The organism is Arsukibacterium sp. MJ3, assembly GCF_000987765.1.
Taxonomy (GTDB): domain Bacteria; phylum Pseudomonadota; class Gammaproteobacteria; order Enterobacterales; family Alteromonadaceae; genus Alishewanella.
The window spans coordinates 223949-230854 of sequence record NZ_LAHP01000003.1; the positions used below are offsets into that span (position 1 = coordinate 223949).

The following is a 6906-nucleotide window of genomic DNA, read 5'->3' on the forward strand; positions in this document are numbered from 1 at the left end:
AAAAATGCTATATTTTATCCCGTTTAAGACGGTTCCCGTCTGCCCTTATTTCCTCTTTCAAACCGTTAAGGATCCACATGAGTAAGCAAACCATTACTGTCATTAAAGGTGACGGCATTGGCCCGAGCATTGTCGAGGCTGCCATTGAAGTGTTAATTAAAGCCGGTTGTGATTTTGACTATGAATATGTTGATGCTGGCTTGACTGCCCTAGAGCAATGCGGCGAGTTGCTGCCACAAGCAACCCTGGACGCCATTGCCCGTAACAAAATCACCTTAAAGGGTCCGCTTACCACACCGGTAGGGGACGGTTTTACTTCGATTAATGTTACCTTGCGTAAACAATTCAACCTGTATGCTAATGTGCGCCCAGTCATTTCTTTTAAAGGGACTAAAGCCCGTTACGACAATATTGATATTATTACCATCCGCGAAAACACCGAAGGCATGTACTCTGGCCATCGCCAACAGGTTTCAGCAGACGGTCTTATTGCCGAAGCCAGCAGCATTATTACCCGCGAGGGTGCCGAGCGTATTGCGGTTTTTGCTTTTGAAACAGCCCGGCGTGAAAACCGTAAAAAAGTCACTATTGTTCACAAAGCGAATATTTTAAAATCAACATCAGGTTTATTTTTAAAAACTGCCCGGGACGTCGCCGCCCGCTACCCGGATATAGAAACGCAGGAAATGATTGTTGATAACACCTGCATGCAGTTGGTTATGAACCCACAACAGTTTGATGTCATTGTTACTACCAACCTGTTTGGCGATATTCTATCAGACTTATGTGCCGGTTTAGTTGGTGGGTTAGGTATGGCGCCGGGTGCCAACATTGGTATTGATTGCGCTATTTTTGAAGCAGTACACGGCAGTGCACCGGATATTGCCGGTAAAAACCTGGCTAACCCCAGTTCGGTCATTCTGGCCTCTATTCAAATGCTGGAATATCTGCAAATGCAGGACAAGGCCGAGAAAATTCGTGCTGCCCTTGCCGATGTCATTGCCACAGGTGACAGAACTACCCGCGATTTAGGCGGCAGTTTTGGCACAACCGATTTTACGGCAGCGGTGTTAGAAAGGTTATAATTGAGTTTTCAGAATAAATAGCCGCCTTTTGGTGGCTATTTTTTTAGCTGTCAGAGCGCAGGAGTAAATATGAGCGAACAACAAAAAAACCCGTTGCATGGTATTAAGCTGGAGCAAGTTGTAACCGCACTGGTTGATCATTACGGCTGGCCGGAGCTGGCAAATCGGATTGATATTAACTGCTTTAAAACAGACCCATCGGTAAAAAGCAGCCTGAAATTTTTACGCCGCACGCCGTGGGCCCGCGAAAAAACAGAAGCGCTGTTTATCGCCACTAAGTTACATAGTGAACCACAATAAAAATAGCTTAACAACGTAGTTCGTCTACTGGCACCTTGTTTTGTGCCTATAGACTTGCCAATTAATCTATATCTATCTATATACCGTAATCTTTTATTAGGCTAGCTAGTCTAGCCAAGTCGTCTCTGTTTTTTAAACATAAAGGCATGCATGTTATCAATAAAAAACCTGTGTAAAAGCTATCAAGATGTTAAAGAGACACGGCTTATCCTCAAAGAGCTCAGTGTCGAGGTAGCTCAGGGCACCAGCATTTCTATACAAGGTGAATCTGGCTCAGGCAAGTCAACCCTGTTGCATCTGCTTGCTACTTTGGATAAACCCGATAGTGGCGACATCATGTTGCATTCAGCCACACAGATTTTAGATCTGGTTAAATTTAGCGAATCTCAGGCCGATGAATACCGTAAACGTCAACTGGGTATTATTTTTCAAAAATATAATCTAATTGATTGCATTACCGTGATGGAGAACCTGCTACTGCCGGCGCAACTCAGCAAAACCCTAGACCAGGCCTATTTAGATAAACTGTTAACTACTTTGGGTATGGAGCGCCATAAAAACAAACTGCCCAATCAATTATCCGGCGGTGAACAACAGCGTATTGCCATTGCCCGCGCTTTGGCGCACAAACCGCAGTTAGTCTTAGCTGATGAACCCACCGGGAATTTAGACAGTAAAAATTCAGCCGTAGTCAGCCAATTATTAGTGGATACCTGTAAACACTTAAACACCACCTTAATCTTGGTTACCCATAGTCAAAAAGTAGCAAATTTAACGCAAAGCCAATATGTATTGCTAGACGGTAGGCTGCAAATGATCAGTAGCACACTGTAAACATGGTTATCAACGCCAGCTATTTTTACTTTGCGCGCATGTTGTTGCAAAGCTATCGGCACACTAAGTTTAGCCTGGTGATGCTGCTAAGCGCCCTACTTATTGCCACCAGTGGTTTGTCTGCGGTGCTTGTGATTAATCACAGCGCCAAACAAAGCTATGAGCAAGAAGCTACTTATTTATTACCCAATGTCAGCCATCAAATTGTGGCTAAAAACCAACACCAAGCGCTGAGCAAAGATGATTATGCGGCGCTAAAAAGGCTCGGCTTTAGTGAACTCGTTGCCTATGCCACCAGCAAGCACCAACTTTATCAAGGCGACAAGTTAGTCAATAAACGTCGAATTTCACTCACTGGCATAGACCTTGTCAGTGCCATCGCCCTACCGACTTTTCAGCAAAAAATGCGCAATGATCAAAGGGCGCAAGCAGACAATAACTTACTAGGGCTAGCCTTTTCGGCCAATGTAGCTTTTAGTCATCCTAGCTTAATTAAACGTTTAACTCAGGCAGCTAGTTCTACTGATAGCACAGTAAATACCAAGCTCAGTTTAGATAGCCCTGCGGGCCAGTTGTTACCCGAGCTGCAAGCAATAGATGACGCCAGTTTAGGCAATGATATTGTGCTTGATATTAAGAGCTATTTTAGACTGGTACCTAATGGTGAAATAAGTGGTTTGCTGTGGCTTGGCCAATCCGGTAATAACAATAATGCCAGACTACAATCTCTGGCAGCGCAACTTCCGGCGCATTTAACACTTATTGCCATGACATCAGGCGAGCAGCAAGGGGAGTTAACCAAAAGCTTTCACCTAAATTTATTGGCGATGGCCTTGCTGATGTTTGTGGTGTGTTTATTTATTGTACTCAATGCGGTTAATCTTTTACTCAACGCCAGAATGCCCTGGCTTAAGATTAGCCGTCAACTGGGTATTAGTCGGGGGGCCATATTCTTTATTCAAGCGGTTGAATTACTGCTGTTTAATCTTTTAGCTTGTGGTGTAGGTATTGTGCTTGGCATGTATTTAGCCAACTTAGTGTCGCCCACAGTGCAGGCCACGCTTGAGAGCCTATACAATGTAACTGTAGGATTTGGCAACGTGTCGTTTTTATCGTTGTTCATGCAAGTGTTTAGTATTAGCTTGGTCGGCTCGGCATTAGCCCTTATGCTGCCTTTTAGGCAGGTGAATTTAGCCTTGAACCAGACTAAAACTCTGCCGCCTAATCACCATCAACATAGGCGCTGGCAGACGTTGCTTTTAAGCATTGCCAGCAGTTTAGCGTTGTTTACCCTACTGATAGTTAATTTTGCCAGTCAGCTATGGTTGTTATTAATAGCCGTGGCATGCCTAATTTTAGGTGGTTGCGCCCTACTCTTGCTGAGTTACTCAAGTGTACTGGCCTTAATTTGTCGCGTAATACCCGAACGCTTACTATTATTCAGGGTTAGTGTAAAACAAAGCATTGCGCTGTCATCAAAATCTAAAATTGCCTGTTGTGCTTTTTTTATTGCCGCTACGAGCAATATTGGTATGAACCTCATGGTCGATAGCTTTCGTGGTGCCACCTTAAGTTGGCTAGATACCCGCTTAGCCGCCGATTATTATTTGTATTATAAAGGCGAGCAGGACTTAACAGACATTGCCAAGCAAGAAGGCATTATTCTGAGCAAACTATTAGAAAACGACATTGACTACCAAGGCTTAACGATTCAGCAATATAGCTACCCAAGCACTGAAACCTTTAAAAATGCCATGGTGTACTATCAAGTAGAGGATAAAGAACAAGCCTGGCAGGCATTTACTGCAAACCAAGGCATTTTTGTGAATCAACAGTTTGCCTTTCATTTTAATGCAGCATTAGGCGATAGCATTAATCTGCCGGAACCCAGCACCGAGGTAATAACAGCCTATAACATAGTTGGCATTGTTTACGATTTTGGCAACCCCAGCAAACAAGTACTGTTTCCAGTACAAACGTTTAGTTCAGCACGTTCAGCGTCGTCAATTTATGCCCTTGAGGGCAGCGAGCAGCAGGTACAAGCCTTTAAAAACCAACTGGTCAAACTTAATATTGACATCGACAATAGCCTCATTAAAACGGCTGATTTATTAGCCATGTCGATGCAAACCTTCGATCGCACCTTTTTGATCACCGATGGCTTAAATGTGGTTACCTTATTAGTGGCTGCTTTGTCGTTGGCCTGCGCCATTATTGTATTAAGTAAGGACATGAAACCGCAGAATATGTTGCTAAGAAGTTTAGGCGTATCAAGACTGACCAGCCAAATACTGGCCTTATTTCAGTATTTGTTGTTATGTATTGTGGCCCTGATTTTTGCCAGCCCTTTCGGCATTATGCTCAGCTGGATTTTGATTAACGCTATCAATTATCACGCCTTTCAGTGGACCTATCCGCTGCAGATCAATGTATTCACCCTACTGCAAATTTATGCTGTCAGCTTGAGTGTGGTATTGCTGATTATTTTTATCCCTACTCTTAGGGCCAGCCGTAAACCCCTAATCGAGGACATTCGATGGCTAAATTAAATAAGGTTACTTGGCTGGTCGTTATGTTGTTGTTGGTGCTAAGTAGTTTTTTAGCCATTAAAACTGACTTTTTTGACAACGTTAAGGCGCAAGTGCAAACCAGCGGTATGGCAAATAGACTGGGGGCAGGTGCAAGCAATCAAGACACTATTGGCCAACAGGTTGTGGCTAATTACCCCATTCGTTTCCCCGCTGACCATGGCGAACACCCGGCGTTTGATATTGAGTGGTGGTACCTGACAGCCAATTTAGAGGATGAGCAAGGTAATATCTATGGCTTACAATGGACGTTGTTTCGCTTTAGAACCCCCACTCAACTGGCTGACAAGACACGTTGGTCGAATGATCAACTCTATATGGGTCACGCGTCTGTTAATAGCCTCGATTCACATTGGTTTGCCGAAAAATTTGCGCGTGGTGAAGTGGGTAATGCTGGGGTAAAATTAAACCCATTGCAACTGTACATAGACGATTGGAACTGGGCCAATTCAGCTAGCGTCTCGGCGAGTGATGCCACTGAAACACAGGCATTGTTACCGGCCAATTTGGTTTTTCAAATTCCACTTATTAATGCCCCAAAAGAGCAAAAACACAGCGTGTTACAGGTATCGGTAGCACTGCAACAACAGGGGCCCTTTATATTGCAAGGTGACAAGGGCTATAGCATTAAGTCGGCAGATGGGGCTTATGCTTCCTACTATTATTCAAATCCAAGCATAGACATTGCAGGTCAGTTTACTTTTGTACAAGATAAAGCCGACCAGCAATCTTCATCTATAGCCGTTAAAGGTAAAGCGTGGTTTGATCATGAGTGGACATCACAATTAGTTGATAGGCAAACTCTTGGTTGGGATTGGTTATCACTGCATTTAGATGACGGCAGTAAATTAATGGCTTTTAGAATGCGTATTAAAGGCCAAGCAGACTATATAACGGGCACCTTAGTACAAGCCGATGGCACGCAGACTCTACTCACTAAGGAAAACTTATCACTTAAACCCAGCGCTTGGATTGAAGTAAACCAGCGCAAATTGCCACTGAGTTGGCAGGTCAACATTCCTCAGTTCAATATAAATATTGCGGTTAAAACCCTAAAAAATGAGCAATGGAACCCGGCCCTTATCGCGTATTACGAAGGCATGGTCGGCGTGTCGGGAAGTCATAGCGGTAAAGGATTTTTAGAGCTTACCGGTTATTAAAACAACACCGTTATACTGTAGACAGGTAAAAGCAGCACTAAGCTTAACTGGCAAATCAGAATACTTATAACTTCCGTTTGCCCGTCAGCATGGGTTTTAGCAACGCTATTTTCCCCCACCATTGCATCACAAAAACCGCGGTTACATGAATGCAGGCCAGCACAAAAAGACTGTCCGCCAATGTGCCGTGGATCAGTTCAAGCAAATCACTACCGAAAAAATAGTCTACCTCTTCCAATAACAACCCTGTTACTGCCAAGACCGTGAAAAATATTATGACAAGATACAACAATAGATAACCAAACGGGTTATGCCCTGTCGTTGGATCAATCTGGCGCTTTTTCACATGGTAAAAATGGCTAACCCAGTGTTGCTTTGATAGCGCCTTGATAGAAAAACGTGCGTTAGCGGGGCCATAAAAACCCCAGAAAAACCGGCAAAACACCGCAGTCAGTGCCAACAATCCCAGTGCCCGGTGCCAAAACTCACCAGTCTCAAGCACCCAGTAATTTAAAACAAAACAGACAAAAAAGATCCAGTGTAGCAAACGCAGCAGCGGGTCCCACACTTTTATCCTGTGGCCTGAAGACACGGTTATTTTTTCTCTTGTTTTACCACAGTGCTGTCAACCGGATTAAAGTATATTTCCACTTTATTCTGCTGGGCATCAGTGCCGTAAATTTCATAGCAGTTACCTGATGTCACCTTAAATTCGTTAATGGTGTAACCTTTGGCAATAAGGTCATCTTTAAAATTTTGTTCACTTTGCCAGGTATCTTTCGCCGCCGTGGTGCACTGCACTTCTGATACTTTTGCACAGCCCCCCAACACAGCAATTGACACAACTGCAGGTAATAATAAATGCTTCATATAATAAATCCTTATTAATTATACATAGTTCACACTCTTAGCCAATATAGCAGAGCCGCTGTCAACTAA

Annotated in this window: 7 protein-coding genes; 5 read left to right on the plus strand and 2 right to left on the minus strand. The window is 43.6% G+C overall.

Features of this window, described 5'->3' with window-relative positions; all coding sequences use genetic code 11:
- Positions 1-77 precede the first annotated feature (77 nt).
- The 5 genes from VT06_RS03905 (at position 78) to VT06_RS03925 (ending at position 5967) form a co-directional block, all read left to right on the plus strand.
- Entirely contained in the window at positions 78-1085 is a 1008-nt protein-coding gene (locus VT06_RS03905; protein WP_046552955.1) for an isocitrate dehydrogenase, read from the plus strand.
- Positions 1086-1154: 69 nt separating this feature from the next.
- Positions 1155-1385: a VF530 family DNA-binding protein gene (locus VT06_RS03910; RefSeq protein WP_046552956.1), complete on the plus strand. Its 231-nt coding sequence runs from the start codon at positions 1155-1157 to the stop codon at positions 1383-1385.
- Positions 1386-1535: 150 nt separating this feature from the next.
- Positions 1536-2219, plus strand: a complete 684-nt coding sequence (locus tag VT06_RS03915; RefSeq protein WP_052750159.1) for an ABC transporter ATP-binding protein — start codon at positions 1536-1538, stop codon at positions 2217-2219.
- Positions 2220-2221: 2 nt separating this feature from the next.
- Entirely contained in the window at positions 2222-4768 is a 2547-nt protein-coding gene (locus tag VT06_RS03920; RefSeq protein ID WP_200897900.1) for an ABC transporter permease, read from the plus strand.
- Positions 4756-5967, plus strand: a complete 1212-nt coding sequence (locus tag VT06_RS03925) for a lipocalin-like domain-containing protein (protein WP_046552957.1) — start codon at positions 4756-4758, stop codon at positions 5965-5967. The genes VT06_RS03920 and VT06_RS03925 overlap by 13 nt, the downstream gene beginning before the upstream one ends.
- A gap of 64 nt (positions 5968-6031) precedes the next feature.
- Here VT06_RS03925 and VT06_RS03930 read toward each other — a convergent pair whose 3' ends face one another.
- Positions 6032-6535, minus strand: coding sequence for a cytochrome b/b6 domain-containing protein (locus VT06_RS03930; RefSeq protein WP_052750160.1), 504 nt, complete (start codon positions 6533-6535; stop codon positions 6032-6034).
- Positions 6536-6561: 26 nt separating this feature from the next.
- The gene (locus tag VT06_RS03935) at positions 6562-6837 is read right to left on the minus strand and encodes a PepSY domain-containing protein (RefSeq protein ID WP_046552958.1); all 276 of its coding nucleotides are present in this window, start codon (positions 6835-6837) and stop codon (positions 6562-6564) included.
- Positions 6838-6906: the final 69 nt, after the last annotated feature.

Excerpts from the sequence above, each read along its gene's own strand:
- VT06_RS03915 (WP_052750159.1), top strand. The coding sequence starts at position 1,536 with ATGTTATCAATAAAAAACCTGTGTAAAAGCTATCAAGATGTTAAAGAG.
- VT06_RS03935 (WP_046552958.1), bottom strand. The coding sequence starts at position 6,837 with ATGAAGCATTTATTATTACCTGCAGTTGTGTCAATTGCTGTGTTGGGG.
- VT06_RS03925 (WP_046552957.1), top strand. The coding sequence starts at position 4,756 with ATGGCTAAATTAAATAAGGTTACTTGGCTGGTCGTTATGTTGTTGTTG.
- VT06_RS03920 (WP_200897900.1), top strand. The coding sequence starts at position 2,222 with ATGGTTATCAACGCCAGCTATTTTTACTTTGCGCGCATGTTGTTGCAA.
- VT06_RS03910 (WP_046552956.1), top strand. The coding sequence starts at position 1,155 with ATGAGCGAACAACAAAAAAACCCGTTGCATGGTATTAAGCTGGAGCAA.
- VT06_RS03905 (WP_046552955.1), top strand. The coding sequence starts at position 78 with ATGAGTAAGCAAACCATTACTGTCATTAAAGGTGACGGCATTGGCCCG.